The 25,713-nt window shown below is 72.7% G+C and carries 29 protein-coding genes; 17 read left to right on the top strand and 12 right to left on the bottom strand.

The window, feature by feature from the left end; genetic code table 11:
* Positions 1-28: 28 nt before the first annotated feature.
* Positions 29-1,222, bottom strand: a complete 1,194-nt coding sequence (locus tag DEI99_RS06890) for an acyl-CoA dehydrogenase family protein (RefSeq protein ID WP_111042979.1) — start codon at positions 1,220-1,222, stop codon at positions 29-31.
* A gap of 47 nt (positions 1,223-1,269) precedes the next feature.
* On the opposite strand from DEI99_RS06890, the gene DEI99_RS06885 reads away from it, so the two are divergent.
* The gene (locus tag DEI99_RS06885; RefSeq protein ID WP_111042978.1) at positions 1,270-1,878 is read left to right on the top strand and encodes a QsdR family transcriptional regulator; all 609 of its coding nucleotides are present in this window, start codon (positions 1,270-1,272) and stop codon (positions 1,876-1,878) included.
* Positions 1,875-2,318 carry an acyl-CoA thioesterase gene (locus tag DEI99_RS06880; protein WP_111042977.1) on the top strand — a complete coding sequence of 148 codons (444 nt, stop codon included), beginning with the start codon at positions 1,875-1,877 and terminating at the stop codon, positions 2,316-2,318. Before DEI99_RS06885 ends, DEI99_RS06880 begins: the two co-directional genes overlap by 4 nt.
* Before the next feature lie 209 nt (positions 2,319-2,527).
* Here DEI99_RS06880 and DEI99_RS06875 read toward each other — a convergent pair whose 3' ends face one another.
* From DEI99_RS06875 to DEI99_RS06865, 3 genes are all read right to left on the bottom strand, one after another.
* Positions 2,528-2,968 carry a VOC family protein gene (locus DEI99_RS06875; RefSeq protein WP_111042976.1) on the bottom strand — a complete coding sequence of 147 codons (441 nt, stop codon included), beginning with the start codon at positions 2,966-2,968 and terminating at the stop codon, positions 2,528-2,530.
* A 143-nt stretch (positions 2,969-3,111) separates the two neighbouring features.
* Positions 3,112-3,333: a hypothetical protein gene (locus DEI99_RS06870; protein WP_111042975.1), complete on the bottom strand. Its 222-nt coding sequence runs from the start codon at positions 3,331-3,333 to the stop codon at positions 3,112-3,114.
* A 68-nt stretch (positions 3,334-3,401) separates the two neighbouring features.
* Complete coding sequence (locus tag DEI99_RS06865; protein WP_111042974.1) at positions 3,402-6,860, bottom strand: proline dehydrogenase family protein; 3,459 nt, start codon at positions 6,858-6,860, stop codon at positions 3,402-3,404.
* Positions 6,861-6,942: 82 nt separating this feature from the next.
* Between DEI99_RS06865 and DEI99_RS06860 the strand changes: the two genes are divergently transcribed.
* The 4 genes from DEI99_RS06860 (at position 6,943) to DEI99_RS06845 (ending at position 11,740) form a co-directional block, all read left to right on the top strand.
* Positions 6,943-7,845 carry a LysR family transcriptional regulator gene (locus DEI99_RS06860; protein ID WP_111042986.1) on the top strand — a complete coding sequence of 301 codons (903 nt, stop codon included), beginning with the start codon at positions 6,943-6,945 and terminating at the stop codon, positions 7,843-7,845.
* A gap of 124 nt (positions 7,846-7,969) precedes the next feature.
* Positions 7,970-9,199 carry a putative Ig domain-containing protein gene (locus DEI99_RS06855; protein WP_111042973.1) on the top strand — a complete coding sequence of 410 codons (1,230 nt, stop codon included), beginning with the start codon at positions 7,970-7,972 and terminating at the stop codon, positions 9,197-9,199.
* 225 nt (positions 9,200-9,424) lie between these two features.
* Complete coding sequence (locus tag DEI99_RS06850) at positions 9,425-11,029, top strand: putative Ig domain-containing protein (RefSeq protein ID WP_284180970.1); 1,605 nt, start codon at positions 9,425-9,427, stop codon at positions 11,027-11,029.
* A gap of 78 nt (positions 11,030-11,107) precedes the next feature.
* Complete coding sequence (locus DEI99_RS06845) at positions 11,108-11,740, top strand: FMN-dependent NADH-azoreductase (RefSeq protein ID WP_071297343.1); 633 nt, start codon at positions 11,108-11,110, stop codon at positions 11,738-11,740.
* Between the two features lie 169 nt (positions 11,741-11,909).
* Here DEI99_RS06845 and DEI99_RS06840 read toward each other — a convergent pair whose 3' ends face one another.
* Positions 11,910-12,953: an MBL fold metallo-hydrolase gene (locus tag DEI99_RS06840; RefSeq protein WP_284180969.1), complete on the bottom strand. Its 1,044-nt coding sequence runs from the start codon at positions 12,951-12,953 to the stop codon at positions 11,910-11,912.
* A 416-nt stretch (positions 12,954-13,369) separates the two neighbouring features.
* Between DEI99_RS06840 and DEI99_RS06835 the strand changes: the two genes are divergently transcribed.
* From DEI99_RS06835 to DEI99_RS06825, 3 genes are all read left to right on the top strand, one after another.
* A complete protein-coding gene (locus tag DEI99_RS06835; RefSeq protein ID WP_111042109.1) occupies positions 13,370-14,413 on the top strand; it encodes an ATP-dependent DNA ligase in 1,044 nt (347 codons plus the stop codon).
* Between the two features lie 125 nt (positions 14,414-14,538).
* On the top strand, positions 14,539-14,700 hold the full coding sequence (locus DEI99_RS06830; protein ID WP_175472186.1) for a hypothetical protein: 162 nt from the start codon (positions 14,539-14,541) through the stop codon (positions 14,698-14,700).
* A complete protein-coding gene (locus tag DEI99_RS06825) occupies positions 14,697-14,840 on the top strand; it encodes a hypothetical protein (protein ID WP_175472185.1) in 144 nt (47 codons plus the stop codon). The genes DEI99_RS06830 and DEI99_RS06825 overlap by 4 nt, the downstream gene beginning before the upstream one ends.
* Positions 14,841-14,846: 6 nt before the next feature.
* On the opposite strand, the gene ligD is transcribed toward DEI99_RS06825, so the two are convergent.
* A complete protein-coding gene (gene ligD, locus DEI99_RS06820; RefSeq protein WP_111042110.1) occupies positions 14,847-15,857 on the bottom strand; it encodes a non-homologous end-joining DNA ligase in 1,011 nt (336 codons plus the stop codon).
* Between the two features lie 32 nt (positions 15,858-15,889).
* On the opposite strand from ligD, the gene DEI99_RS06815 reads away from it, so the two are divergent.
* Genes DEI99_RS06815 through DEI99_RS06805 form a run of 3 tightly spaced genes read left to right on the top strand, consistent with a single transcriptional unit; the run spans position 15,890 to position 18,591 of the window.
* The gene (locus DEI99_RS06815; protein WP_111042111.1) at positions 15,890-16,786 is read left to right on the top strand and encodes a DUF429 domain-containing protein; all 897 of its coding nucleotides are present in this window, start codon (positions 15,890-15,892) and stop codon (positions 16,784-16,786) included.
* A gap of 9 nt (positions 16,787-16,795) precedes the next feature.
* Positions 16,796-17,998, top strand: coding sequence for a glycosyltransferase (locus tag DEI99_RS06810; RefSeq protein WP_111042112.1), 1,203 nt, complete (start codon positions 16,796-16,798; stop codon positions 17,996-17,998).
* Complete coding sequence (locus DEI99_RS06805; protein WP_111042113.1) at positions 17,995-18,591, top strand: uracil-DNA glycosylase; 597 nt, start codon at positions 17,995-17,997, stop codon at positions 18,589-18,591. The genes DEI99_RS06810 and DEI99_RS06805 overlap by 4 nt, the downstream gene beginning before the upstream one ends.
* Before the next feature lie 9 nt (positions 18,592-18,600).
* Here DEI99_RS06805 and DEI99_RS06800 read toward each other — a convergent pair whose 3' ends face one another.
* Positions 18,601-19,029: a DUF6892 domain-containing protein gene (locus tag DEI99_RS06800; protein WP_111042114.1), complete on the bottom strand. Its 429-nt coding sequence runs from the start codon at positions 19,027-19,029 to the stop codon at positions 18,601-18,603.
* Positions 19,030-19,127: 98 nt separating this feature from the next.
* On the opposite strand from DEI99_RS06800, the gene DEI99_RS06795 reads away from it, so the two are divergent.
* From DEI99_RS06795 to DEI99_RS06785, 3 genes are all read left to right on the top strand, one after another.
* On the top strand, positions 19,128-20,582 hold the full coding sequence (locus tag DEI99_RS06795) for an APC family permease (RefSeq protein WP_071297351.1): 1,455 nt from the start codon (positions 19,128-19,130) through the stop codon (positions 20,580-20,582).
* Positions 20,582-20,716: a hypothetical protein gene (locus DEI99_RS06790; protein ID WP_258369453.1), complete on the top strand. Its 135-nt coding sequence runs from the start codon at positions 20,582-20,584 to the stop codon at positions 20,714-20,716. The genes DEI99_RS06795 and DEI99_RS06790 overlap by 1 nt, the downstream gene beginning before the upstream one ends.
* Positions 20,717-21,014: 298 nt before the next feature.
* The gene (locus tag DEI99_RS06785) at positions 21,015-21,635 is read left to right on the top strand and encodes a hypothetical protein (RefSeq protein WP_111042115.1); all 621 of its coding nucleotides are present in this window, start codon (positions 21,015-21,017) and stop codon (positions 21,633-21,635) included.
* Between the two features lie 4 nt (positions 21,636-21,639).
* Here the strand turns inward: DEI99_RS06785 and DEI99_RS06780 are convergent, their stop codons facing one another.
* The 3 genes from DEI99_RS06780 to DEI99_RS06770 form a co-directional block, all read right to left on the bottom strand.
* Entirely contained in the window at positions 21,640-22,080 is a 441-nt protein-coding gene (locus tag DEI99_RS06780) for a hypothetical protein (RefSeq protein WP_146247135.1), read from the bottom strand.
* Between the two features lie 108 nt (positions 22,081-22,188).
* The gene (locus DEI99_RS06775; RefSeq protein WP_220037163.1) at positions 22,189-22,626 is read right to left on the bottom strand and encodes a hypothetical protein; all 438 of its coding nucleotides are present in this window, start codon (positions 22,624-22,626) and stop codon (positions 22,189-22,191) included.
* Complete coding sequence (locus DEI99_RS06770) at positions 22,599-22,979, bottom strand: DoxX family protein (RefSeq protein WP_071254415.1); 381 nt, start codon at positions 22,977-22,979, stop codon at positions 22,599-22,601. The genes DEI99_RS06775 and DEI99_RS06770 overlap by 28 nt, the downstream gene beginning before the upstream one ends.
* A gap of 79 nt (positions 22,980-23,058) precedes the next feature.
* Between DEI99_RS06770 and DEI99_RS06765 the strand changes: the two genes are divergently transcribed.
* Positions 23,059-23,391, top strand: coding sequence for a hypothetical protein (locus DEI99_RS06765; RefSeq protein ID WP_111042118.1), 333 nt, complete (start codon positions 23,059-23,061; stop codon positions 23,389-23,391).
* Between the two features lie 27 nt (positions 23,392-23,418).
* Here DEI99_RS06765 and DEI99_RS06760 read toward each other — a convergent pair whose 3' ends face one another.
* Complete coding sequence (locus tag DEI99_RS06760; RefSeq protein ID WP_071254411.1) at positions 23,419-23,916, bottom strand: DUF427 domain-containing protein; 498 nt, start codon at positions 23,914-23,916, stop codon at positions 23,419-23,421.
* Positions 23,917-23,993: 77 nt separating this feature from the next.
* Here DEI99_RS06760 and DEI99_RS06755 point away from each other — a divergent pair, with 77 nt between their 5' ends.
* Positions 23,994-25,406, top strand: coding sequence for an amino acid permease (locus DEI99_RS06755; protein WP_111042142.1), 1,413 nt, complete (start codon positions 23,994-23,996; stop codon positions 25,404-25,406).
* Here the strand turns inward: DEI99_RS06755 and DEI99_RS06750 are convergent.
* On the bottom strand, positions 25,403-25,600 hold the full coding sequence (locus tag DEI99_RS06750; protein WP_071254406.1) for a hypothetical protein: 198 nt from the start codon (positions 25,598-25,600) through the stop codon (positions 25,403-25,405). The genes DEI99_RS06755 and DEI99_RS06750 overlap by 4 nt on opposite strands.
* Positions 25,601-25,713: the final 113 nt, after the last annotated feature.

The raw sequence follows: 25,713 nt of genomic DNA, 5'->3' as shown, positions 1-25,713 counted from the left end.
CCTGGACGAACGCAGCCTGCCGCCCGGCCTAGACGAACGCGGCCTGCCCCGTGATCGCCCGCCCGACGATGAGCGTGTTCACCTCGCGCGTGCCCTCGTACGAGTAGATCGCCTCGGCGTCCGCGAAGAACCGGGCGACGCCCTTGTCGAGCACGATCCCGTTGCCACCCTGCACCTCGCGGCACCAGGCGACGGTCTCGCGCATCTTCGCCGTGGCGAACGCCTTGGCCAGCGCCGAGTGCTCGTCGCCCCCGACGCCGGCGTCCTGCATGGCCGAGGCCTGCGTGCAGAGCGCGATCGACGCGGTGATGTTGCCGAGCGACTGCACGAGCCGGTCCTGCACGAGCTGGTGCGCCGCGATCGGCTTGCCGAACTGGATGCGCTCGCGCGCGTAGGAAAGGGCCGCTTCGTAGGCACCGACCGCGATGCCGATCGCCTGCCAGGCCACCTCGGTGCGCGTGAGCCGGAGGACCTCGGCCGTCGTCCGGAACGAGTCGGCGCGCTGCAGGCGGCGCGACTCCGGCACACGGACGCCCTGCATGACGATGTCGGCGTTCTGCACCCCGCGCAGGGCGATCTTGTCCTCGATCTTGGTGGCGGTGAAGCCGGGGGTGTCCGTCGTGACGAGGAAGCCCTTGACCTGCTCGTCCGCGACGTCCTTCGCCCAGATGACGACGACATCGGCGAAGGTCGCGTTGCCGATCCAGCGCTTCTCGCCGTCGAGCACCCAGGTGTCGCCCTCACGCCGCGCCGTCGTGCGGAGTCCGCGTGCCGAGTCACTGCCGGACAGCGGCTCGGTCAGGCCGAACGCGCCGACCAGCTCGCCGGCGGCCATGCGCGGCAGCCACTCGCGCTGCTGCTCCTCGCTGCCGCCGACCGCGATGGAGTTCATCGCGAGACCGGACTGCACGCCGATGAAGGTCGCCACGCTCGCGTCGACACGCCCGAGCTCGAGGGCGGCCCACCCGCGGTAGACCGCCGAGTTCTCGAAGCGGCGCACGAGCGGGATGCCGGGACCGTACATGCCGAGCTCGGCGAGCGGGGCGATCACCTGCATCGGGAACTCCGCCCGTGCCCAGTAGCCGTCGGCGATGGGCGCGACCTCACGCTCGAGGTACTCGCGCAGCCGCCCGATCGACGCGCGCTCCGGCTCTGACAGCTGCTGCTGGAAGCCGTAGAAGTCCGATTCGAGCAGGGTCGTCGGGAGCGCCGTCGTTGACATGGAACCAACGATGCATCATTCTCGAAAACGTTGCAAGGGAGACTCGCGTGTACACATCGGACTCTGCGCTGCGCGCCTTCCGGGAGGCCCGTCACACCTTCATCGCCGGCTCACGCATCGACATGGGCGCGTTGGCCGGCTCGCTCGGCGTGGACCGGACGTCGCTGTTCCGGTGGGTGGGCAACCGTGACCGGTTGCTGTCCGAGATCCTCTGGTCCCTGGCGGTCCCGACGCTCGACCAGGCGTCCCGCGCCGCCGACGAGGACCGGGCGACCGGGGCCGCCCGCATCGTCGACGTCCTCGACCGGTTCACCGCCGACCTCATCGAAGCGCCCTACTTCCGGACGTTCCTGACCCGCGAACCGGCACGCGCGCTCCGCCTGCTCACCACGCGCGACAGCGACGTGCAGAGCCGGTTCGTCGGCCGCGTCACGGCGCTCGTGGTCGAGGAGCAGTCGTCCGGCGACTTCGACCCCGCACCGCTCTCCGCCGAGGAACTGGCACGCTTGCTCGTACGGATCTCGGAGTCGTTCACCTACGCCGACCTCATCTCCGGCGAGACTCCCGACCCCGTCCGAGCGCGCGCTGCGTTCGAGTACGTCCTGCGACCGGGCCGCAATCCCAGCCCGGACACCCCACCGATCGGAGCACCATGACCATCGACGACTACCCCTTCGTCCGCGTCTACCCCACGCGCTGGAACGACAACGACATGTTCGGCCACGTCAACAACACGATCTACTACAGCGCCATGGACAACGCGTCGACGTACTGGTTCCGCGAGCAGGCCGGCCTCGACCCGTTCTCGTCGGAGTGGATCGCGGTGCTGGTCTCGTCGAGCTGCCGTTTCGTCGAGTCCGCCGTCTGGCCGGACGTCATCCAGGTCGGGATGCGCTCGAAGCACCTCGGCAACACGAGCCTGTCGTGGGAGTTCGGCCTGTTCCGCCAGTCCGACGGCGCGCTGCTCGCGACCGGCGAGTTCGTGCACGTGATCATCGACCGCGAGGGCGCCCGCCGCCCGGTCCCCCTGCCGGCGTCGCTCCGCGAGCTCGTGACGAGCACGATGACCCCCGGGCAGCCCGCCGCCGCCGACTGAGCGCCGGCGCCGGTCGCGCCCAGCGCCCGTTGCACGCTGGCGCACAACCAAAGTGCTCCCGAACCGCGCGATCGCGCGGTTCGGGAGCACCTTGGTTGTGCGGGCCGGAATCGAACCAGGTCGACCCCGCAGCAGGGCGACGCCGCATGGGACCAAACCGGACGGGACAGGTCCGGACCGGACGGCCCCGCCGACCGGCGCCCGGGCCGTCAGCCCGTGAAGGCGGCGAGCTCGAGGTTGATGTCGTCCGGGTCCTGCACGGACAGGATCACCATGCCGGCGTCGCCGAGGTCCGTCACCTCGCCGTGCTCGACCCCGGCGGCGTCGAGCCGCGCGGCGGCCTGGTGCAGTTCGTCGACGGACCCGACGACGAAGCTGACGTGGTCGAGGCCGACCGAGTCCGGGTCGAAGGTCTGCCCCGCGGGAGCGACCGGCCGGAGCCCGAACACCTGGTCGCCGAGCCGGAACACCGCGCCGCCGTAGAACCGCTCGCGGTCCTCGCGGACACCGGGCTCGTCGACCTGGTCGCTGAAGTCGATGGCTGGTTCGGTGCCGAGCAGCTGCTGGTAGAACGCCTTGCTGCGGTGGATGTCGGTCACGGTCACCCGGACGTGCGCGAGCGCGGTCGGGCGGGCGAAGGGTTCGGTCATCGTGGTGCTCCTCAGGGATCGTCCGGCGGAACCGCCGGGTGCGCCGTGGTTGCGGCGCGGCTCCGAGGCAACGCGCTGTCCCTTCGAGCGACCCCAGGCCGTGCGGCGACCGGACAGCTCCGGCGCCGGAGGACCGTGCGCCGTCAGCGCGCGAGTGCGACGAGGATCCAGCCGAAGAGCGCCAGGAGCACGGCGACGTTCACCGGCGTGGCGATCACGGGCCGACCGGTCGGCCCGAGCCGGCGGGCCTGCACGGCCGTCACCACCGTGCAGGCCACCAGGCCGACGAGCACGACGGCCCAGGCGAGCCACCAGACCCCGCCGTCGCGCATGGCGAAGACGAGCCAGCCGCCCTGGGCCGGCAACAGCAGAGCGCCGCCGACGATGCCCAGCGAGCGCCGTCGGGACAGCCGGGCGTCGGGTCCGTGCGGGATCAGATCAGTCCGTCCGTCAGGTGGTTCGGCGTCCCGAAGCGGTGCGCCGTGATCGACACCGCCTGCTCCCGGACGAACGGCAGGATCTCGAGCCGCCCGGCCTCGGTCACCGGTCCGCCGTAGACCGCGACGTCCGGACGCCCCTCGACGGCCGTGTACAGCGCCGAGGTGTCCCCGCCGACGAGCCGCACCCGGCTCGACGGGCCGGACGCCACCGAGCTCGCGAAGGCCTCGTCGGACACCGTCTGGGACAGCGAGCGGACGATCGGCAGCGCGCGGATCGCCGAGGCGACGGAGGACGGCAGCGTCGCCGCCGTCGAGACCTCGATCGCCGTGCCGGCCCGCAGTGCCGCGGCGACGACCCGGACGAGCTCGGGAACGGCGTCCTCGTCGACCGAGGCCAGCCGCACCTGCACCGACGGGAACGGCAGGTACCGGGCGATGTTCCGCTCGGCGGACAGCGCCGAGACGTCGGCCGCGGTGCCGAACAGCGTCGACCAGGCCTGCTCGTCGGAGGCGAGCGCACGGTCGAGCGATTCCGAGGTCACACCGGTGGCCCGGGCGAACGCCGAGACCGGTGCCGAGACAGCCGAGCCCTCGGTGGCGACAGCCGGCGTCCACGACCCGAGCCCGAGCAGGTAGTTCAACCCTCCGGCCTTCGTCCCGGCACCGACGGCCGACTTCTTCCACCCGCCGAACGGCTGGCGGCGCACGATGGCGCCGGTGATGCCGCGGTTGACGTAGAGGTTGCCCGCCTCGATGCGCGACAGCCAGCGACCGATCTCGGCCGGGTCGAGCGAGTGCAGGCCCGAGGTCAGGCCGTAGTCGACCTCGTTGACGATGTCGATCGCCTCGTCGAGGGAGTCGGCGGTCATCATGCCGAGGATCGGTCCGAAGTACTCGGTGCGGTGGAACGCCGAGCCGCGGCGGACGCCCTGGCGGACGCCCGGGCTCCAGAGCTTGCCGGTCTCGTCGAGCTGCTCGGGCTCGACGGCCCAGGACTCCCCCGCGCCGAGCGTCGTCAGGCCCTCGAGCAGCTTGCCCGCGGCCGGCTCGATGACCGGACCCATCTGCGTCGCGGCGTCGGTCGGGTAGCCCACCGTGAGCGAGGACACGGCGTCGAGCAGCTGGTTGCGGAAGCGCTTCGACTTCGCGACCGAGCCGACCATGACGACGAGCGACGCGGCCGAGCACTTCTGGCCGGCGTGCCCGAAGGCCGAGGCGACGACGTCCTTGACGGCGAGGTCGAGGTCGGACGACGGCGTGACGATGATCGCGTTCTTGCCCGAGGTCTCGGCGAGCAGCGGCAGGTCCGGGCGGAACGAGCGGAACAGCTCGGCCGTCTCGTACGCGCCGGTGAGGATGACCTGGTCGACCATGGGCGAGGCGATGAGCTGCTGCCCGAGGTCGTTCTCGGAGACCTGCAGGAACGCGAGGACGTCGGCCGGGGCGCCGTGCGCGTCGAGCGCGGTCTCGATGATCGAGGCGAGCACGGCGCCGGAGCGCTCGGCGGGCGGTGCGGGCTTCAGCACGACGGCGGATCCCGCGGCCAGTGCGGCGAGCGTCGAGCCGGCGGGGATCGCGACCGGGAAGTTCCACGGCGGTGCGACGAGGGTCAGCTCGGCCGGCGTGAAGGTGGCGCCGTCGACGTCGTCGAGTGCGGACGCCAGCGTGCCGTAGAAGTGCGCGAAGTCGATCGCCTCGGACACCTCGGGGTCGGCCTGGTCGATCGTCTTGCCGGTCTCGGCGGCCATGACCTCGATGAGCGCGGCGCGGTTCGCCTCGAGTGCGTCGCCGACGGCGTGCAGCACGGCGCCGCGGGCGGCACCGGACCAGGTGCCCCAGACGGCACCGGCGGCCTTCGCGCGACCGAGCGCGGAGTCGAGCGACGAGGCGGAGTCCACCCGGGCCTCCTGGACGGCGCGGACGCCGAGCGTCGACGACGCGACGCGGGCGGTGATCGCGTCGCCCCAGGCACGCACGGAGGCGACCGACGGGTCGCTGTCCGGGGTGTTCTCGAAGTGGCCGGGGCCGGGGCGGCCGACCGCTGCGTAGCGGTCGGCGACGCGGTGGGATGCCGGCGCTTCGAGGCCCTCGGGCGTCGCGAGCGGCACGAGCGAGGCGCGGAAGCGTGCTTCTTCGCGGGCGAACAGCGGCGGCGAGGACACCAGCGAGAACACGGCGGACATGAAGTTGTCCTGCGAGGCGCCCTCTTCGAGGCGGCGGATCAGGTAAGCGATCGCGACGTCGAACTCGCCGGGGTGCACGACGGGCGTGTAGAGCAGCAGCGACCCGACGGTCTTCCGGACGGCCTCGGCCTGCCCCTGCGCCATGCCGAGCAGCATCTCGAACTCGATGCCGTCGCGCACCCCGCGCTCCCCGGCGAGCAGCCAGGCGTGCGCGACGTCGAACAGGTTGTGCCCGGCGACGCCGACGCGGACGTTCTCGATGCGGTCCGGGGTGAGCGCCCAGTCGAGCACGCGCTTGTAGTTCGTGTCGGAGTCCTGCTTGGTGTGCCAGGTGGCGAGCGGCCAGCCGTGCACGGACGCCTCGACCTGCTCCATCGGCAGGTTGGCGCCCTTGACCAGGCGCACCTTGATGCCGGCGCCGCCGCGTGCGCGACGGGCGGCGGACCACTCCTGCAGCTCCTGCATCGCGGCGAGCGCGTCGGGCAGGTACGCCTGCAGCACGATGCCGGCCTCGAGGTGCAGGAACGCGGGCTCGTCGAGGAGCTTCGTGAAGACCGCGATGGTCAGGTCGAGGTCCTTGTACTCCTCCATGTCGAGGTTGATGAACTTCGCCGGGGTCGCGGCGGCGGCGCGCTCGAACAGCGGGCGGAGCTGCTCGACGATGTCGTCCACCGCGTGGCCGAACGCCCACGGCGAGTGCGGGTGCACGGTCGAGGAGACCTTGATGGAGACGTAGTCGACGTCGTCGCGTGCCAGCAGCTTGTGCGTGCCCTCGAGGCGGCGGGCGGCCTCGCGCTCGCCCAGGACGGCCTCGCCGAGCAGGTTGACGTTGAGCCGGACGCCGTCGCGCCTGATCTTCGCGATGGCCGGGCCGAGCTTCGCGTCGGTGGCGTCGACGATGAGGTGCCCGACCATGTTCCGGAGCACCCGGCGGGCGACGGGGACGACGACGTTCGGCAGCACCGGTGCCATCCCGCCGCCCAGCCGCACGAGGCCACGCATGGCGGCGGGCAGGAACCCGGGGGCGTCGGGGGCGATCTGGCGGAGCTTGCGCGCGGCGACGGTGAAGTCCTCGGGGCGGACGACGCCGTCCACGAAGCCGACCGCGAAGTCGAGCCCGGCGGGGTCGGCGAGGACCCCGGCGAGCTGCTTGGCGGACCCGTCGACCGGGTACGACTCGGCGTCCGCCAGCCACTGCCGGACGAGGGCGACGGACTGGTCCGCCAGGGCGTCGTGGTCGGTGGCGGATTCCTCGTGCAACGTCGTCATGGGATCAGTGTGGCGGCCACCGATGCGGTAGCGGAAGCGATCTCTTCTGATGAGTACCGTGAAGCTGTACTACCGTGTCGTCATGCTCGACGTCCGCCGCCTCGTGCTCCTGCGGGAGCTCTCCATCCGCGGCACGATCGCGGCCGTCGCCGAGGCGGTGAACTTCACGCCCTCGGCCGTGTCGCAGCAGCTCAGCGCACTGGAGCGCGAGGCCGGTGTGCAGCTCCTGCGCAAGGCCGGGCGACGCCTGCAGCTCACCCCGCAGGCCGAGGTGCTCGTCTCCGCCGCCGGGCACGTGCTCGACGTGCTCGAGCAGGCGCAGGCGCAGGTCGAGGAGACCCTGCCGGCGGTGCAGGGCCGGGTCCGGGTGGCGGTGTTCCAGTCGGCGGCGCTCGCGCTCATGCCGAACGCCCTGCACGAGATGGCGACGGAGCACCCGGACGTGCGGGTCGAGATGGTGCAGCGCGAGCCGGAGACCGCCCTGAACGAGACGTGGGCGCGCGACTTCGACATGGTCATCGCCGAGCAGTACCCGGCACACGCCGCACCCCACCTGCCCGGGCTCGACCGCTCCGACCTGACGACGGACGCCGTCCGTCTGGCGCTCCCCCCGCTCGACACCGCGCTGCTGCCGGTGTCGTCGCTCGAGGACGCCGCGGCGATGCCGTGGGTCATGGAGCCGCGGGGCACCGCCTCGCGGCACTTCGCCGAGCAGGTCTGCCGACGTTGGGGCTTCGAGCCGGACGTCCGGTACGAGACCGCCGACCTGCAGACGCAGATCCGGCTGGTCGAGTCCGGCAACGCCGTCAGCCTGATGCCCGACCTGATGTGGACGGGCCGGACGACGACGTGCCGGCTGCTCGACCTGCCGGAGCGGCCGCGGCGCACGATCTTCACCGTCGTGCGGACCGCGGGGTCGTCCTCGCCGGCGGTCCGGGCGCTCCGCGCCGCGCTCGAACGGGCAGCCGCCGCCGTCGGCGACTGACCCGCCCGCCCGTCGGCGCCGTGACCGAACCGAGACCCGGGCGTCCGTCAGGATCGGTGCGTGCACGACACCTCCTGGATGAGGGCACCAGCCGGTGCCCCGACCGGCATCCGAGGGGGATCCCGTGAACCTGCCCTGCACCTCCACCACGCGACGGGTCGCCGCCATCGGCGCGGCCGTCGCCATCGTCACCGCGTCGTCGGCGTTCGGCATCGGCGCCGCGACCGCCGTCGCGGCCGAGCCCACGGCCGCCACGAGCACGGCGAGCAACCCGAGCACCGGTACGCCCGGCAGCACGCCCGCCGCGCCCGTCGTGCCCGTCACGACGGGCGACGCCGACGACCGACCGGGAGGCCCGTCCTCCGCCCTGACGCCGGGTCCCGCCCCCGAGACGGCGACACCGCAGCCCACGGCACCCGAGCCCGCGGCACCCGGGACGCCCGCAGCGTCCGCAGCGCCCGCAGCGCCCGCAGCAGCCGACGCACCCGAGGACACCGACGAATCCGGCGCGCCGGACACCATCACGTTCACCGAGCCGTCGACGCCGGAGTCGCCGATCCGGATCGAGACGACCGCGGGCGAGGAGATCGAGCGCACCTTCACCGCGACGGGGTCGTCGACGGAGCTGCACTACGTGCTGTTGAGCGGACCGACGGCGTTCCCGGTGCCGGGCAACCAGTACCCGACGGCCCCCGACGGTCTCGCCGTGGGTGACACGAGCGGCGTGCTGAGCGGCACGCCGACGGTGGCCGGCGAGTACGACTTCCAGGTCATGGCGATGAACGGCTCCCGGGCCGCGACGGCGTACGTCCACCTGGTGGTCCGGCCGGCAGCGACCAGCGGGGTCCGGCTGCTCGTCGGTGTGGTCGGTACGCCGCGGGCGTGGCTGCAGGACGAGGACGGGCTCCGCGAGGTCTTCGCCGAGAGCACCGAGGTCGTCCCCACCGATGCCGTGCCCGCGTCGCAGGGTTCGACGATGCACCTGCGCGTGACGCCGGTGGACGCGTACGGCAACGAGGCCGCCGGTGCCGACGACCGCCGGCCCGTCGTGACGAGCAGCGTCGCCAGCGACGAGGTCACGCTGCCGAACGGTGCGTTCGAGCCGCGCATCAGGTTCGTCGACGCGTCACGGCACATCGTCACGGTCACGATCGACGACGTGTCGGTCCGTGTCCCGGTCGAGGTCACCGCCACGGTGGCGGCACCCGCGGGGACCACCCCGGTCGCGGGTGCAGGGACCGGACAGCTGGCGTTCACCGGCGCGGATGCGTCCTCCCCGCTCGCGTGGGCCCTGGGCCTGCTCGCCGCCGGCGGCGGGCTCCTGGTGCACCGTCTGCGTCGCCGACGCGCCTGAGACGCGACCACCGACGGACGGGAGGCACGGGGCGGCGCCGCCCCGCGCCTCCCGTCCGTCGCCCCGTGCGCCCGGACCAGCGCGCGGTGCCCCCAGCCCAGGTCACATTCGCGTCTCGGCGCCCGTTCGGGCGCCACCGCGACGCTACGATCCGAGAACGCCGACGATTCTCGGCTGATTCACATGATCCGGCACGCTGCCGGACCTGACCCCTGGGGGGAACCCGTGCACCGCAGCACCTCCGCCGTTCGTCGCGCCTGCGCCGTCGGCACCACCGTCGCCCTCGTCGGCCTGACCACCGGACTCGGCATCATGACCGCGACCGCCGCCAGCGCCGCCGAGCCGCTCGACACGACGCAGCCCGTCGTCACCGAGGAGACTCCGGCCCCGGCCCCGGCCCCCACGGACGAGCCGGCCCCGTCGGACAGCCCGGCGCCGGCGGACGAGACGCCCGCTCCGCAGGTCCCCTCCGAGGAGCCGACCACCCCGGCCACCACCGAGCCGGCTGCGCCGGTGTCGCCCGCACCGACCGAGACTCCCGCGCCCGAGGCGACCGCGAAGCCGACCGCCACCCCGAAGGCGGGCGTCACCGTGCAGGCCGAGGACGCGACCGTCACCATCACGGGGAAGCCGAAGGTCGGCTCGCTGCTCAGCGCCGTGACGACCGGGTTCGACAGCGACCTCGGCTACAAGTACGAGTGGAAGGACCGCGACGGCCTGGTGCTGTCGAAGACCGCCACCTACGAGGTCGACCCGACCGACGTCCGCACCACCATCACCGTCGCCGTCACCGGCACCCTGCCCGGCGCGACGGAGACCACCACGGTGACCTCGGACGCGACGGCCCCCGTCACGCAGGACCCGGCGTTCCTCGACACGTCCGGCACCCCGACCACCGTGGGCGCCAGCCCGGAGCACCCGCTCGAGCTGTCCGCCACGGCCGGTGACGCGTTCTCGCACGTCTTCCGCGCCCAGGGCTCGCCCACGCCGACGTACGCGCTCGCCTGGTTCGACCCCGACGACGCCGAACTCGCCGAGGAGTACCCGGAGGACGACTACGCCCCCGAGGACCAGCTGCCGGAAGGACTCGCGTTCGACGCCTCGACCGGTGAGCTCAGCGGCACCACGACCGACGCGTACGACTGGGAGTTCGCCGTCACCGCGACGAGCGGCACCGAGTCCGTCACGCAGTACGTCTCGTTGACCGTCGAAGCCGGAGCTGCGGCCGGGATCCTGGTCACGACGACCGACCGAGCGGGTCTCTTCGAGGACGAGGACTTCGGGGACCGGCTGTTCTGGATCATCGAGCCCGACGGCAGCGTCATCACCCTCGGCGGGCCCGTGGGCTACGCCGAGGGTGGTCGCCCGACCATCGAGCAGGGCGGAACGCTCATCGTCGCCGGTGGTCTCGTGGACCGCTGGGCCAACCCGATCGGCCTCCTGGACGACGACGCCCCCGTCCTGATGCCGACCGTCACGTCGGACGTCGCGAGCGACGTCATCGCGCCGGACCCGGACGCGGGCGACTACGGCGTCGTCGACGTCACCTTCCCGCACGCGTCGGTCCACAACCTGACCGTCGCATCGGGCGACTTCGCCACCTCGTTCGCCGTCGACGTCCAGCCGACCGCGGTCGCGCCCGTCGTCGCGCCGAAGCCGGTCCCGGCTGCGGCACCGGTCGCACCGGTCACCCCGGCGAACACCGGCGGCCAGCTCGCCTACACCGGTTCGGACGCCACCGGCGCCCTGCCCTGGGCCCTCGGCCTGCTCGTGGCGGGTGCCGGCCTGGTCGGTGCCCGCGCCCTGCGTCGCCGCCACGCCCAGCGCTGACGCACGACCCGAACGGCCCCGCGGTCCCGTCCAGGGACCGCGGGGCCGTTCCGCGTCCGCGCCGGTAGCGTGGGCGACATGCCCTCGCTGCTGCACATCGACTCCTCGGCCGACCGCTCACACTCCCGTTCACGGGCGCTGACCGCCGCGTTCGCCGACGCCTGGCGTGCCCGCGGCCCGGAGTACACGGTCGTCCGGCGCGACCTGCACGCCGACCAGCTGCCCCACCTGGAGACCGCCGCCCTGCACTGGGCCGCCGCAGACCGCACGGCGGACGAGACCGTGCCGCCCGAGGCCGAGGCGCTCCGCCAACAGGTCATCGACGAGCTGCTCGCCGCCGACGTCGTCGTCATCGGCGCGCCGCTGTACAACTACACGGTGCCGTCGACGCTCAAGGCCTGGATCGACCGCGTCCACGTGCCGGGCGTCCTCGCCGGCGACGTGCAGCCGCTGGCCGGCCGACCGGTCGTGACCGTCGTGAGCCGCGGCGGGACCTACGACGTGGGCACCCCGACCGAGGACTGGGACCACGGCTCCCCCGTCCTGCACCTCATCCTCGGCAGCGCCCTCGGCATGCAGCACCACCCCGTCACCGTGAGCGCGACCCTCGCCGATCGACTGCCGGACCTCGCGCCGCTGGCCGACCACGCCGCCGCTGCGTTCGCCGACGCGGAGACCACCGTCCGACGGCTGGCCGCCACGCTCGGCTGAGCGAGGGCGCGGGCACGGGCGCGGATTCGTCACGGCGAGTGCGCCGCGCGGCCCCCGTCCGCTCGACCAGCGTGCGCCGCGCAACATCGTCGCGCGGTACCGACACACCCCGATCCGGCGGTGGCGGAGCGGACCGCGCTCGACCACCCGTGCGGTCACGTCGGATCGGTCAGGCGGGACGGATCTCGTCCGACCGCCCGAGCAGGTCGACGTGGAACGCGGTCTGCGTGACCGCACTCGCCAGCAGGAACCCGGTCATCGACCCGATGCCCCCGCTGAACGGCACCCGCGCCGCCACCTCGTACACCGTCGGTCGGTCGAGCGCGTCAAGCGCCGCAGCGACGTGCCGTGACCGTTCCTCGCGGTGCCGCGCGAGCACCCGTGCGCGGGACACGACGTCGCGGAACCGGTACTCGTGCCCCGGGCACACCTCGAGGTCGGCGTACGGCTCGAGCAGCGCCAACGAGGCCAGGTAGTCGCCGAGCGGGTTCGTGACGGTCCGACCGCCGAGACCGATCCCCGAGTTGATCCGCGGCAGCACGTGGTCGCCGGTGAACAGCAGGCCGTCGACCTCGTCGACGAAGCACACGTGCCCCGCGGTGTGCCCGGGGGTCCAGAGCGTCCGGATCGACCGCCCGGGGATCGGCAGCTCGTCGGCGTCCGCCAGCAGCAGGTCGGCGAACGGCTCCTCGGCGCTGCCGAGTCCGATCCGCCGTCCGCTCCCCCACGCCGCGACGACCCCGGCACGGAGGTGTCCCGGCAGGCCCCACGTCGCGACGTCGGCGTCGTTGGCCGCCGCGTCGGACCGCTCGCGCCGGAGCCCCTCGACCTCCAGGCCGTGCATCGCGACCCGCGCCCCGGTCCGGCGTCGGATCGCAGCCGCTGCGCCGAGGTGGTCGGCGTGCAGGTGCGTGACCGCGACGAGCGACACCTCGTCGACCGAACGGCCGACCGCGGCGAGTGCCCCGTCGAGCGCGTCCAGGTCCCCGTCGGCCGACCAGCCGGGGTCGATGACGGCGAGCGAGCCGTCGGTCCCCTCGACCACGTACACCAGGGTGGCGTCGACGACCCCGGAGCGGAACGGGACGGCGAGCGTCCAGATGCCCGGCCGGACCTCCTCGACGGGCGGCAGCACACGGTCGCGGAGTGCGGCGGCCTGCACGGGGCTGATCGGTTCCGGCGCCGGCGCTGCCGGTGGTGGCTCGGTCGTCACGCCGGCCACCCTACCGACGGTGGTCGTACGGCCGGGGTGATCCGGGCCTCCTGGCCGCACCTGGTGAGCAGAAGATGTCGGGTCGTCGCACCGGACTCGACGTCTTCTGCTCACGGAGCGCGCCACGCGACCCCGCCCGCCCCGCCTGCACATGGTGAGCAGAAGGTGTCGGGTCAGCGCGCCGGACCCGACCGTTCCTGCTCACCGGGCGCGACCGGCCAGGGCGACCCGCGCCTCCTGGGCGCCCCGTGCACCTCCCGCCCGCGCCGCGCCGCACATGGTGAGCAGAAGATGTCGGGTCGTCGCGCGGGACCCGACATCTTCTGCTCACGAAGCGCGCAGCGCCCCGCCCCGCCCCGCCCCGCCCCGCGCCACGGGCGCGCGAGCGCGCGGCCGCACCCGAGTACACAGGACCCATGACGATCGCACCGATGCTCGCCAAGGCCGTCGCCGAGGTACCGGAACCCGACAGCGTGGCGGGCGGGCTCCGGTACGAACCGAAGTGGGACGGCTTCCGCGGCATCGTCACGATCGACGGGGACGACGTCGAGATCGGCAGCCGCGGCGCGAAGCCCCTGACCCGGTACTTCCCCGAGCTCGTCGAGGCGTTCCGCGCCCAGTTCGGCGGGCGCGACCACCCCGTGGTGCTCGACGGCGAGGTCGTCCTGCGGTCCGGCGACGCGGGCGCCGAGCACCTGGACTGGGAGGCCCTGTCGCAGCGCATCCACCCGGCGGCCTCGCGGATCGCGAAGCTCAGTGTGGAGACGCCGGCGCAGTTCGTGGCGTTCGACCTGCTCGCCCTCGACGGCGAGGACCTGGTCGACCGCCCGTTCGACGAACGCCGAGAGCGCCTCGAGCAGCTCGCCGACGACATGACGGACCCGCTGTTCGTCACCCGGACCACGCTCGACGTCGAGCAGGCACGTGGGTGGCTCACGACCTTCGAGGGCGCCGGGCTCGACGGCGTGGTCGCCAAGCGCCGGGCGAAGCCGTACGAACCGGGCAAGCGGACGATGCTCAAGATCAAGCACCACCGCACCGCGGACGTCGTCGCGATCGGGTACCGCGTGCACAAGAGCGGCTCGGGTGTCGGGTCGCTGCTGGTCGGTCTGTACGGCGAGGACGGCGAGCTCCGGCAGGTCGGCGGCGTCTCCGCCTTCTCGGACAAGCGCCGACTCGCGTTGGTCGACGAGCTCGACCCCGTCGTCCTGCGCGATGCGGACGGGAGGCCCGTCACCGGTGACGGGGAACGCTCGCGGTTCTCGTCGGGTCGCGACACGTCGTTCGTCCGGCTGGCGCCGGAGCGGGTCCTCGAGGTCCGGTACGACCAGATGGAGGGCGACCGGTTCCGGCACACCGTGCAGTTCGAACGGTGGCGTCCCGACCGCGACGCCGGGTCGTGCGGGTTCGACCAGCTGGAAGTCCCCTCCGCCTACGACCTGCGGGACGTGCTGACGTAGGGAACGGGCGTTCTGTCCGTTTTTCGCTCAGCGTTCCAAGTAGTTAGGCGAACTAGTGAAGACGTGGCAGCATGGGGACCAGCAGCACGCATCCATCCCGGATGCCACAGATCGGAGCGGTCGACATGAGCACCAGCACGCTGGTCCGCCAGTCACGGCGGAGTCCCTTCTCGGAAGTACGCGAGGCCCGTCGGCAGCGCACCCTGCAGCTGAGCGCCCTCGTCAGCGGCATCGCCGGCGTGACGGCCACCGCGCTCGCCCTCATCACGATCGGGCTCGGCTCGTGATCGTCGACGGCATCAGCGACGCCAACCGCGGCACCTGGTCGCGCCTCACCCGTCTGCACACGGCGTCCGTCGGCCTGCCGATGCACACCACCCGCGTCGAGGCGACCGCCCCCACGCCGGACGTGCGCAACGCCGCCTGACCCGACTCAGGTCGTCTTCTTCGCCCGCGAGGGCTGCACGCGGGGCGGTTCGCCGGGCATCTTCGGGAAGTCCGGCGGGAACGGCAGCTCCCCCAGGCCGTCCGCCAGGTCGCGGTCCCACCACTCCAGCAGCGGTGCGATCGAGCCGGGAGCCTCGCCCATCGTCTGCCACGGGTCGCCCGTCGAGCGCAGCCGCTCCGGCACGGTCCGGACCGTGAACGCCGTCGGGTCGACGTCGGGCAGCTCGTCCCAGGTGACGGGCGTGGACACCGACGCGTGCGGGAGCGCCCGCGGGCTGTAGGCACCGGCCATCGTGCGGTCCCGGTTCGCCTGGTTGAAGTCGACGAACACGCGCTGGCCGCGCTCCTCCTTCCACCACGCGGTCGTCACCCGGTCCGGCATGCGCCGTTCGAGTTCCCGTGCGGCGGCGATGACGGCGTGCCGCACGTCGAGGAACTCGTGCTCCGGGGTGATCGGCGCGAACACGTGCAGGCCCCGGTTGCCGCTCGTCTTGATCCACGTGGTCAGCCCGACCTCGTCGAGGACCTCCCGGAGCCCCTGCGCCACCGGCACGGTGTCCGAAAAGTCCGTGCCGGGCTGCGGGTCGAGGTCGATGCGGAGCTGGTCCGGGTGGTCGCTGTCCCCGGCTCGCGAGGCCCACGGATGGAACACCACCGTGTTCATCTGCGCCGCCCACACCGCCACGGCCGGCTCGTCGACGACGAGCTGCGGGTGCGACCGGCCGCTCGGGTACGTCACCGTGACGGAGCGCACGTAGTCGGGGGCGCCCTTCGGCGGGTTCTTCGAGAAGAACTGCTCGCCGTCGATGCCACCGGGGAACCGCTGCAGCGAGATCGGCCGGTCGCCGTTCGCCCGGACGAAGGCGTCGCCCACGTCGACGAGGTACTGCGCCAGGTCGCCCTTCGTGATGCCCGCCTCGGCCCAGAGCACCCGCGAGGGGCTGCTGATCCGGACCTCGCGGTCGCCCACGCGGACCGTCGTCGCTTCGCTCGCCATGCAGCGGACCGTACACGGGGCAGGATGGGCGGGTGAGCGACTACCTCGGCGTGGACCTGGCGTGGGGGCTCGGCACCCCGCACCGCCCGCCGAACGAGACCGGCCTGGTCGCGATGGAGGCCGACGGCACCGTCACCGACGCCGGCTGGGCCCGCGGGGTCGACGCCGTCGCCGCGTGGATCACCGCACACGTCGGCCCGCGGACGCTCATCGCCGTCGACGCCTCGCTCGTCGTGACGAACCCGACGGGCATCCGCGAGGCCGAACGCCAGGTCGGGCAGCGCTACGGCCGGTGGAAGGTCGCGGCGAACCCGACGAACCTGGCGTCCGCGGCGAGCGCCGGTGCCCGGCTGCTCGACGTCCTGACAGCGCACGGCATCGGGTACGTGTCGTCGACGGCGGCCATGCGGGCGCGCACCGGCCCGGCGGTGTTCGAGTGCTACCCGTACACGACCCTGGTCGGCGTCGAGGAGCTCGGCTACGACGTCGAGCGACCGCGCTACAAGCGCCTCGACCTGCGCATCCCGGCCGCCGAGGCACGGACCCGCCGCGCTGCCGCCTTCGACGAGCTCGTCCGCCGGCTGCGCGAGACCCCGCTCGACCCGCCGCTGCTGCTCGACTCGCACCCGCTGACCGCCGGGCTCGCCGACCCGTCGGTGCTGCACGGTCCGACGCACAAGCACCGCGAGGACCTGCTCGACGGCGCCCTGTGCGCCTGGACCGCCGCGTTCTGGGAGCGGCACGGCGACGACCGCGTGCAGGTCCTGGGGGCCGAGCCGGGCTTCCCCACCGACACGGCCGCGACGCCGCTGGCGCGTCGCGGCGGAACCGGCGGCGTGGCCCCACCCACCGACGCGGCGGACGAGGCGGGCCGCCAGCCCGTCGTGGTGGCGCCGGCACGCCCGTCGCAGCGGGGGCCGCGCGGCTAGGGTTGACCGGTGAGCACCACCACCGAAGCCCTGCGCATCGGGCTGGTGTCGCTGCACACCTCCCCCGGCGACGAACCCGGCTCGGGCGAGGTCGGCGGGATGAACGTCGTCGTCCGGCACCAGGCCGAGGCCCTGGCCGACCTCGGCCACCACGTCGACATCGTCACCCGCCGGTCGGCCCCGACCCAGCCGGACTCGGTGTCGCTCGTGCCGGGCGTGTGCCTGCGGTTCGTGTCCGCCGGTCCCGCGCAGCCGGTGCCGAAGGGCGAGCACGACGCCTTCATCGAACCGTTCCGCCACGAACTCGAACAGCTCGGCCCGTACGACGTGCTGCACTCGCACCACTGGTTCTCCGGCGCAGCGGCGCTGCCCGTCGCCCGGCAGCGCGGCGTGCCGCACGTGCAGTCCTTCCACTCGATCGCCGCTGACCCCGAGACCCCGTTGTCCGAGGGCGAGCGCCCCGAGTCCGCCGGTCGCATCGCCGGCGAGGAACTGCTCGCCCAGGGGTCCGACGCGGTCGTCGTGGTGTCCGAGGCCGAGGCCGCCACCGTCCGCACGCGGCTCGGCGGCGACGACGCCCGCATCTGGATCGTGCCGCCGGGCGTCGACGGGTCCGTCTTCCGCCCCGCCGGGTCCGGCGCGCGCCGTGCCGCCACGCCCTACGTCGTCGCCGCGGCGCGCGTGCAGCCGCTCAAGGGTCTGGACCTGGCGATCGAGGCGATCGCCGGCATCAGCCAGGAGGCCCGCCCCACCCTGGTCATCGCGGGCGACGCCTCGAGCGAGGCGGGCGACTACGTGGACGAACTGCGTCGGCTCGCCGCCGCGAACGGCATCGCCGACCACGTCACCTTCATCGGGCCGCAGTCGCGCGCCGACCTGGCGTTCCTGTTCCGCGGCGCGGCCGCCGTGCTCGTGCCGTCGCACTCGGAGACGTACGGACTCGTCGCGCTCGAGGGCTCGGCGTCCGGGGTGCCGGTCGTCGCCGCCGCTGCCGGCGGGCTGCGCGAGGCCGTGGTCGACGGCGAGACGGGCGTCGTGCTCGAGTCCCGCGACCCGGCGGTGTGGGCCGCGGAGATCGAACGGATCCTGACCGACGAGCAGTACGCGTCCGGCCTGGCGTCGGCCGGTCGGGAGCACGCGGAGCGGCTCAGCTGGGAACGGTCGGCGTCCGGGCTCGAGGCCGTCTACCGCCGGGTGCTCGGACGCCCGTGATCGACCAGCGCTTCTGGGAGGCCCTCGACGCCGTCCCGGTCGAGTCCGACGCCGAGGCGCTCTACGACGTGCGCTCGGCCGAGGGTCGGCTGCGCCGCGAGAACCTGTCCCGGTACCTCGACCGGCTCGCACCGACGGCGGACGCCCTGCTCATCGCCGAGGCCCCGGGCTGGCGCGGGATGACGAACACGGGGATCCCCTTCACGAGCATGCGGGAGCTTGGTCCGGAGTACCTCGTGCCGCCGGAACCGACCGCTCCGTGGGAGGCGTCGTCGCGCGTCGTGCACGCCGCGCTGGCGGATCGGAGCGGCCCGCTCCCGGTCGCGTGGGCGATCTTCCCGCACCACCCCTTCGTCGCGCCGGACCGGCTGACGAACCGGACGCCGCGCCCCGCCGAGGTCCGTTCGGGTGCTCCGGTCGCCCTCGCCCTGCTCGAGGCCCTCGGCGGTGTCGACCGGGTCCGGGTCGTCGCGGTCGGGCGGAAGGCCCAGGGTGCCCTCGCACTGGCCGGCATCGACGCGGTGGCGGTCCGGCACCCGGCGCAGGGCGGCGCCCGGCAGTTCACCGAGCAGGTACAGGCACTGCTGCGCTGAGCCCCGGTGTCAGGCGGAGCGGACGTCGACGCCCTTCGCCTGCAGCCGCTCGGCGACGTGGGCCGGCAGCGGTGCGGCGACGAAGACGGTGCTGAGCTCCGGCAGGTCCAGCACGTCGTCCCAGTTCTGCGGGTCGAAGCGGTCGTCCGAGCCGTCCCAGCCGGGGTGCACGTCCTGCAGGACCTCGAGGTCGGAGTCGACCGTCAGCTCGGTGACCAGGGCCAGCTGCGACGGCAGGAGGTCGAGGTCGTCGTAGTACTCGCGCGCCCGGTCGTCCTGCCCGTCGACGTCGACGTCCTCGCCGGTCTCGTCCTCGGCGTCGGGGTCGTACGGGTCGAGCACGTCGAGGTCGTAGCAGAGCACGTCGAGCACCAGCAGCTTCGCGTTGAAGTCGGCGAACTCGACGGGTTCCTCGGTGGTGTTCGAGTCGTGGTCCATGGCCCGGAGCGTATTCGCCGTCGGGTCACCGTGTTGCGATCTCGAGAAACCTTCCTGTGGGACTGGACAGGATGCCCTGCCCCGCGAAAGGGTGACGCATGGCCACCACCAACACGGACCGCCCGAAGCAGGAGCAGACCGAGCTCCGCAGGGTCATCGGTCCCAAGCTGCTGCTGCTCTTCATCGTCGGCGACATCCTCGGCACGGGTGTCTACGCACTGACCGGACAGGTCGCCGCAGAGGTCGGCGGAGCAGCGTGGCTGCCCTTCCTCATCGCGTTCGCGGTCGCGCTGCTGACGGCGTTCTCGTACCTGGAGCTCGTCACGAAGTACCCGCAGACCGCGGGTGCGGCGCTCTACGTGCACAAGGCGTTCGGCATCCACTTCCTGACCTTCATCGTCACGTTCATCGTCATGTGCTCCGGCATCACCTCGGCGTCGACGGCCTCGCGGGCGTTCGCCGCGAACCTCGGCGCCGGGTTCGGCCTCGAGCTGCCGAACGCGGCCGTGATGCTCATCGGGATGGGCTTCATGCTCGCCGTGATGGCCGTCAACTTCCGCGGGGTGAGCGAGAGCGTCAAGACGAACGTCGTGCTGACCCTGGTCGAGCTGTCCGGTCTCGTGATGGTGATCCTCATCGGCTTCTGGGCGATCGCCGGCGGCAACGCGGACTTCTCGCGCGTGGTCATGTTCGAGACCCCCGAGGACAAGGGCCTGCTGCTCTCCGTCAGCACGGCGACCTCGCTGGCGTTCTTCGCCATGGTCGGCTTCGAGGACTCGGTCAACATGGCCGAGGAGACGAAGGACCCCTCGCGCATCTTCCCGAAGGTCATGCTCACCGGCCTCGGCATCACCGCCGTGATCTACGTGCTCGTGTCCATCTGCGCCGTCGCGGTCGTGCCGATCGGCGAACTGGCCGGCAACGAGACCCCGCTCGTGACGGTCGTGCAGACCGCGGCGCCGGACTTCCCGATCGCCGACCTGCTGCCGTTCATCTCGATGTTCGCCGTCGCGAACACCGCGCTGATCAACATGATGATGGCCTCCCGTCTGCTGTACGGCATGAGCAAGCAGGGCGTGCTGCCCGGCTTCCTGGCCCGCGTCTCCCCCACCCGCCGCACGCCGTCGACCGCGATCGTCTTCACGACGCTCATCTCGCTCGCGCTGATCGGCTGGGTGTCGCTCGACCCCGACTCGCCCATCGTGGTCGTCCTCGGCGGCACCACCTCGCTCCTGCTGCTCTCGGTCTTCGCGATCGTGAACGTCACCGTCCTGGTGCTCCGGCGGGACAAGGTCGACCACCGGCACTTCCGTGCCGGCGTCGTCATCCCCGCGATCGGCATCGTGACCTGCCTGTGGCTCGTCCTGCCGTTCTCGTCCGGCCGCGACCCGCAGCAGTACCAGATCGCCGGCGCCCTGCTGGCGCTGGGCGTCGTGCTGTGGCTCGTGACGTGGTTCACACACGGGCGGAAGCAGGCCGAGAAGGCCCCGACCGGACTCGTCACGGAACCCACGAAGGTGCAGCGGCCGCCGCACGGCGACCGTGACTCGTGATGGACACCACGAACGTCATCTGGACCGTCGTGATCGCGGCGATCGCCGTCCTGTCGTTGTCCGCCGGAGGCTGGCGTCTCCGCCGAACGCGCCGCGACCACCACGACGACGGGCCCGCCGGGACCGACCGCTGAACAATCGCCGGCACACCACTGCCCGAGCGCGGACCGACCATCGACCGCTGACCGCTGACCGCTGACCGCTGAGCACTGGGCGCTGAGCGCTGACCGCCGACCGCCGACCGCCGACCGCCGACCGCCGACCGCCGACCGCCGACCGCCGACCGCTGACCGCTGCATGCTGACCGCTGCATGCTGACCGAGCCGCACCCGCGGGGGCGGGTCCCCCGATCGGGCGGGTGCGGTTCCCAGGCGGCGCCCGTACGCTCGTCGTGCTCTTCCTGCCCGGTCCCGCCCGTCGAGAGGTCCTGCCATGCGCCGAGTCGGCATCACCCTGGCGTCGGTGTTCGGCGCCGGCATCGTGGTGGTCGGCATCGGCGTGGTCGTGCTCGTGGTGATCGCGGTCCACTCGATCGCCGGGATCGCCGGGTCGAGCGCCGCCGAGTCGAAGCCGGCCTGCCCCCAGGTGGCATCGAAGACGGTCGGCGGGCTCGTCGTGCCGGCCGGTCCCATCGCGGGCTTCTGCCAGGACCGGCTCGTCAACGCCGCCGCGGTGATCCAGGCGGCGCGGACGCTCGGCATCGGGCCGCACACGCAGGCCGTCGGCGTGATGACCGCGATCGGTGAGTCGAGCCTGGTCAACCTCGACCACGGCGACGCGGCGGGGCCGGACAGCCGCGGCCTGTTCCAGCAGCGCGACAACGGCGCGTGGGGCACGTACGAGCAGCGGATGGACCCGTACACCGCGGCGTCGATGTTCTACGCGAAGCTCGTGAAGGTGCCGGGCTGGAAGACGATGACCCCGACGCAGATGGCGCACGCCGTGCAGGTCAACTCCGACCCGGACCACTACGCGAAGTCCTGGCCCGACGCCAAGGCCATCGTCGAGGGGCTGACGGGCGAGACCGTGCCGGACACCGCGCCGGCGTCCTGACCCGTCACGACGCCACCGCCTCGGGCCGGTCGAGGTCCTCGAGCTCGACCATCGCGGCACCGAGCGCGTGCACGACGACCTGACCGCGCAGACGGACCCGGTGCTCCTCGAAGGAGCAGGTGCAGGCGTCGACCCACGCCCGGTCGGCGGGGAACAGCCGGTCGGCGCCGGGACGTTCCCAGACGAGGACGACCGCTGCCGCGCCGATCTGCTCGACGATGTCCCGGACGAGCGAGGCGAAGTCGTCCACGTGCTCGTCCGGTTCGTACGGCAGGTCGGCGATCGGGATGAGGAACGGGACGGGGACGGCCCGGTCGTCGAGGAACAGCACCCAGCACTGCCGGGTGACCGGACCGTCGACGACCGCGGCGACGAGCTGGACGACGTCGTCGTCGGTGCGGACGGGGGTACGGATGAGGCGGTCGAGCATGTCTCTCTCTGGCATGCCCCCAGCGTGACCGCCACCCGTGCCGCACCCGGGACCCGACGGCTCATCGGTGGACGACGGCACCGCCACGGCCACCTGTGGAGGACCAGTCCCCCGTCTGCGGCGTCAGAAGCCGCGCGTCACCGAGCTGCCGACGAGCAGTTGCACCACGGCGAACACCGCGACCACGGCCACGATCGCGACGAGCGGCACCGGCCAGGCCCACCGCCGTCGCACCAGCCGGACCACGGTCACCACGATCGCCACGACGGCGACGAGCGCGACGAGCACCGGGCCGATGAACACCGCCGTGCCGCCGAGCGCCTCGTTGCACGAGTTGCCCGGTGCCGCGCACGAGCTGAACGCCAGGCGCATGAAGACGATGCCCCAGGCCGCGACCAGCGAGCCCAGCGTGAGCACCGCGAGCAGCACCGTCGAGGCGACCACGTCGACGACGCGACGGCCGCCGCCCAAGGGGTGCCGGGCCTCCTGACCGGGAGCTGCCGGAACCGACCCGACCGGGTCGGGCCCGGCCATCAGCGACGCCGACCGCGCGTCGACCAGAGCGCCGCGGCGATGAGCAGGGGCTGCCCGAACAGGCGGGCGATGCGCTTCTCGTCGCTGTCCAGACCGAAGGCGTCACGCCGGTTCACCCACTGCGACAGGTTGCCCGGGAAGATGACCGTGAAGAACAGGGCAGCGACCTTGCCGACCGTGCGGCGGGCGCCCGCCGGAGCGAGCAGCAGCGCCGAGCCGAGCCCGATCTCGGCGACACCCGAGGCGAGCACCGTCGTGTCCTCGTCGAGGGGCACGAAGTCGGGCACCTGCGCCGTGAACTCCTTGCGGGCGAACGTCAGGTGGCTCGTCCCGGCGAACACGAGGGCCAGGCCGAGCAGGACACGGAGGAAGGAACGCATGGGTCCATCGTGCCCGCTCCCGACCGGCCGTGACCGCCGGACGCGCGCGAGCCTGCCCCGACTCGCTACATTCGGTTCCATGGGAGCCGTCGCCCCGGACCACGAGCCGCCAGCAGCCCCGGCGACCTTCGCCGTGCTGCTCGGCCCGGTGGCCTTCTACCTCGGGATCATCGTCCCCGCGCAGTCGACCATCCGCCACGTGCTGCTCGGCGCGGTGTTCGGGGCGATCTGCCTGCTGAGCGGGTGGCGGGCGCTCCGCATCGCGGGCCGCAGGGTCGGCGTGCGGGTGTGGTCGTGGATCGGCATGATCATCGGCGCGGCCGGACTGGTGATGCTCGTCTGGCAGGTCCTGGTCATTGTGACCGGTGGGGCGTTCCCGTCGCCGTTCTGGTCGCCGTACGCGAACCGCTGACGCGGAAGCGCACGCCGGCGCCGCGGGTCACCAGCCGAAGGTGCCCGCTCCGCCCTTGAACGGCCCGACGACGTCCTTCGTGATCCAGCCGCCGTAGAAGTCGCCCTCCTGCGCCTGGACGACCTCGCCGCCGACCTCGCAGGAGTCCATCGCCGAGGGGTAGATCGCCACCCGCTCGCGCAGGGACTCGTACCCGGGTTCCGGCGTCGGGTAGTTCCAGGCAGCCCGGGGTGCGACCGCGTCGCCGCCGACCACGTCGAAGTACCGCGCCAGGCCCTTGAACTCGCACATGCTCGCGCCCTCGGCCGGCACGAGCGCGCCCGGCGCCAGGTCGGCGATCGGCAGGTAGTAGACCGGCGGGTGCGAGGTCTCGAGCACCCGGACGGCAGCCGTGGTGTCCGCGACGACGACCCCGCCGAGCCGGACGACGACGCGGGCGCTGACGGGGTCGACGGCAGGAGGCCGTGGGTAGTCCCAGACGGACTCCTGGCCGGGGGCGGGCTCGATCCGGTTCGGGTGGCGCATGGCTCCCGGTGTACGCCGCACGGCTGCGGGTCGGCCGGACGCGGGACAGCGGCCGCCGCCGGGTGCACCATGGGCGGGTGACGACGACGACACGCACCCTCTTCCGCCGGAAGCCCATCGAGACCATCGACGACGAGTCCGGTGGCGAGGGCGGCCTGAAACGGCACCTCGGCCTCTGGCAGCTCACCGCGATCGGCATCGGCGGGATCATCGGTGCGGGCATCTTCACCCTCGCCGGCACCGTCGCGCACGGCGTCGCCGGGCCGGCGGTGCTCATCAGCTTCCTCGTCGCCGGGGTGGCGAGCGCCGCGGCGGCGCTGTCCTACGCCGAGTTCGCCGGGCTCATCCCGAAGGCCGGCAGCGCGTACACGTACGGCTACGCGGTGCTCGGCGAGATCGTCGGGTGGTTCATCGGCTGGGACCTGCTGCTCGAGTACACGGCCATCGTCGCCGTGGTCGCGATCGGCATCTCCGGCTACGTCGGGTTCCTGGTCGGCCAGTTCGGCGTCGACCTGCCCGCCTGGATGCTCGGCGCGCCCGGCACCGGCGACGGGCACGTCATCGACGTGTTCGCCGTCCTGCTGTGCCTGCTCACCGCGTTCGTGCTCACGCGTGGCATCCGGAGCGCCGCCCGGTTCGAGTTCGTCGCCGTCGGCATCAAGGTCGCGCTCGTCGTGCTCATCGTCGTGCTCGGGGTGTTCCACATCGACAGCGCGAACTACTCCCCGTACTTCCCGTTCGGCTTCGGCGGTGTGATGACCGGTGCGGCGACGGTGTTCTTCGCCGTGTTCGGCTACGACGCGATGTCCACCGCCGCCGAGGAGTCCACCGACGCCCGCAAGCACATGCCGAAGGCGATCCTGCTGTCCCTCGGCATCTCGATGGTCCTGTACGTGCTGGCGACGCTCGTGCTGACCGGGATGCAGCGGTACACCGACATCGACCCGGCGTCGGGCTTCTCGTCGGCGTTCGCGTCGGTCGGCCTCGGCGGCGTGGCGAACGTCATCGCGATCGGCGCCATCGTCGGCATCGTGACGGTGCTCGTCACGTTCATGCTCGGCGCGAGCCGCGTCTGGTTCTCGATGAGCCGCGACGGCCTCATGCCGAAGTGGTTCGCGAAGACCGACCCGAAGCGGCACGTCCCGACGCGGGTCACCTGGATCCTCGGCATCGCGTCCGCGGTCCTGGCGGGCGTCCTGCCGATCGGCGTGGTCGCGGAGCTCACGAACATCGGCATCCTGCTGGCGTTCGTGGTGGTCTGCTCGGCCGTGATCGTGCTCCGCTACCGGCAGCCCGACCTGGACCGCCAGTTCCGGCTGCCGTTCATGCCGGTCATCCCGATCATCGGCGTCATCGCGTCGCTGTGGCTCGTCACGTTCCTGCAGTGGGAGACGTGGGTGCGGTTCGCGGTGTGGTTCGCCATCGGGCTCGGCGTGTACTTCGGCTACTCACGGAAGCACAGCAAGCTCGCGGAACGGCAGGACGGCTAGCGGCCGGTCCAGCGCACCCAGCCCTGCACCTGTGCGGCAGCGCTCTCGAACGACGAGTGCGCCCCGACGAGCGAGTGGTCCGGCGAGTCGACGCAGAACTGGTCGGCACGGGTGACGTCGCAGACGATCTCGGAACCGAGGAGCACGTTCCAGTGGTCGTCGGAGTCGTGCACCCAGCGCAAGCGGTCCGGCATCGGCGTGTCCAATCGGGGCGGATGAGGAACGCACCACCGCGCTCGCTCTCCCCGAGACAGTAGCCCCGCACCTCGCTGACCCCTCAGGAACCGGGGTGCACGACGGCGTCGGT

The organism is Curtobacterium sp. MCLR17_036 (assembly GCF_003234445.2).
Classification (GTDB): Bacteria; Actinomycetota; Actinomycetes; order Actinomycetales; family Microbacteriaceae; genus Curtobacterium.
This window is presented reverse-complemented; position numbering and strand designations above follow the sequence as displayed.

Excerpts from the sequence above, each read along its gene's own strand:
- DEI99_RS06770 (WP_071254415.1), bottom strand. The coding sequence starts at position 22,979 with ATGCGTTCCTTCCTCCGTGTCCTGCTCGGCCTGGCCCTCGTGTTCGCC.
- DEI99_RS06750 (WP_071254406.1), bottom strand. The coding sequence starts at position 25,600 with ATGCCGGACCGCTTGCGCTGGGTGCACGACTCCGACGACCACTGGAAC.
- DEI99_RS06835 (WP_111042109.1), top strand. The coding sequence starts at position 13,370 with ATGACGATCGCACCGATGCTCGCCAAGGCCGTCGCCGAGGTACCGGAA.
- DEI99_RS06890 (WP_111042979.1), bottom strand. The coding sequence starts at position 1,222 with ATGTCAACGACGGCGCTCCCGACGACCCTGCTCGAATCGGACTTCTAC.
- DEI99_RS06795 (WP_071297351.1), top strand. The coding sequence starts at position 19,128 with ATGGCCACCACCAACACGGACCGCCCGAAGCAGGAGCAGACCGAGCTC.
- DEI99_RS06760 (WP_071254411.1), bottom strand. The coding sequence starts at position 23,916 with ATGCGCCACCCGAACCGGATCGAGCCCGCCCCCGGCCAGGAGTCCGTC.
- DEI99_RS06830 (WP_175472186.1), top strand. The coding sequence starts at position 14,539 with ATGAGCACCAGCACGCTGGTCCGCCAGTCACGGCGGAGTCCCTTCTCG.
- DEI99_RS06790 (WP_258369453.1), top strand. The coding sequence starts at position 20,582 with ATGGACACCACGAACGTCATCTGGACCGTCGTGATCGCGGCGATCGCC.
- DEI99_RS06780 (WP_146247135.1), bottom strand. The coding sequence starts at position 22,080 with ATGCCAGAGAGAGACATGCTCGACCGCCTCATCCGTACCCCCGTCCGC.
- DEI99_RS06800 (WP_111042114.1), bottom strand. The coding sequence starts at position 19,029 with ATGGACCACGACTCGAACACCACCGAGGAACCCGTCGAGTTCGCCGAC.
- DEI99_RS06865 (WP_111042974.1), bottom strand. The coding sequence starts at position 6,860 with ATGACGACGTTGCACGAGGAATCCGCCACCGACCACGACGCCCTGGCG.
- DEI99_RS06845 (WP_071297343.1), top strand. The coding sequence starts at position 11,108 with ATGCCCTCGCTGCTGCACATCGACTCCTCGGCCGACCGCTCACACTCC.
- ligD (WP_111042110.1), bottom strand. The coding sequence starts at position 15,857 with ATGGCGAGCGAAGCGACGACGGTCCGCGTGGGCGACCGCGAGGTCCGG.
- DEI99_RS06875 (WP_111042976.1), bottom strand. The coding sequence starts at position 2,968 with ATGACCGAACCCTTCGCCCGCCCGACCGCGCTCGCGCACGTCCGGGTG.
- DEI99_RS06880 (WP_111042977.1), top strand. The coding sequence starts at position 1,875 with ATGACCATCGACGACTACCCCTTCGTCCGCGTCTACCCCACGCGCTGG.
- DEI99_RS06765 (WP_111042118.1), top strand. The coding sequence starts at position 23,059 with ATGGGAGCCGTCGCCCCGGACCACGAGCCGCCAGCAGCCCCGGCGACC.
- DEI99_RS06785 (WP_111042115.1), top strand. The coding sequence starts at position 21,015 with ATGCGCCGAGTCGGCATCACCCTGGCGTCGGTGTTCGGCGCCGGCATC.
- DEI99_RS06860 (WP_111042986.1), top strand. The coding sequence starts at position 6,943 with ATGCTCGACGTCCGCCGCCTCGTGCTCCTGCGGGAGCTCTCCATCCGC.